Origin of the sequence: Pseudomonas sp. MAG002Y (assembly GCF_019400845.1) — a bacterium.
Classification (GTDB): domain Bacteria; phylum Pseudomonadota; class Gammaproteobacteria; order Pseudomonadales; family Pseudomonadaceae; genus Chryseomonas; species Chryseomonas luteola.
In genome coordinates, this window is the sequence record NZ_WOEJ01000047.1 from 1 (window position 1) to 1,013 (window position 1,013).

Below are 1,013 nucleotides of genomic sequence, written 5' to 3' on the forward strand. Positions count from 1 at the left end.
TCGCAGTCCAGCTCGATCATGTCACCGTCACGCACAACCGCCAGCGGACCCCCTGCCGAAGCCTCCGGCGCTACGTGCAGTACCACCGTCCCATAGGCCGTCCCACTCATGCGCGCATCGGAAATACGCACCATGTCGGTAATGCCCTTGGCCAGCAGCTTGGGTGGCAGACCCATGTTGCCCACCTCAGCCATGCCCGGATACCCTTTTGGTCCGCAGTTCTTGAGCACCATGACGCAGGTCTCGTCAATATCCAGGTCCGGGTCGAGCACACGCTCCTTGTAATGCTCCAGGTTCTCGAACACCACCGCACGGCCCCGGTGCTGCATCAGCTCTGGCGTGGCAGCAGAAGGTTTGAGCACTGCGCCCTTGGGTGCCAGGTTGCCCCGTAACACGCAGATGCCGCCGTCCTTGCGGATGGGATTGTCCAGCGTACGAATAACCTCATCCTTGCCATAGATAGGTGCCTCAGCGCAGTTCTGCCAGATCGACTGCCCGTTGGCGGTCAGGGCATCAGGGTGCGGCAGCAGGTTTGCCTCGCCCATCCGGCGAATCACTGCCGGCAGGCCACCGGAGTAGTAGAACTCTTCCATCAGGAAGCGACCGGACGGCTGCAGGTCGACGATGGTAGGCGTACCGCGACCGACCCGCGTCCAGTCGTCCAGCTCAAGGTCTACGCCCATACGGCCAGCGATGGCCTTGAGGTGAATCACGGCATTGGTCGAACCGCCGATGGCAGCATTGACGCGGATGGCATTCTCGAAGGCTTCCTTGGTCAGGATCTTCGACAGGCGAAGGTCCTCATGCACCATGTCCACGATGCGCATGCCAGAGAGGTGCGCCAGTACATAGCGACGCGAATCCACGGCTGGGATCGCGGCGTTGTGCGGGAGCGAGGTGCCCAGGGCTTCAGCCATGCAGGCCATGGTGGAGGCAGTACCCATGGTGTTACAGGTACCGGCCGAGCGGGACATGCCGGCTTCAGCAGAGAGGAACTCGTTCAGGTCGATCAG

At 62.1% G+C, this 1,013-nt stretch carries 1 protein-coding gene; it reads right to left on the reverse strand.

Annotated elements, in window-relative coordinates; genetic code table 11:
* The coding region (locus GM154_RS25485; protein ID WP_219654319.1) for a dihydroxy-acid dehydratase at positions 1–1,013 on the reverse strand (1,013 nt) is incomplete at both ends.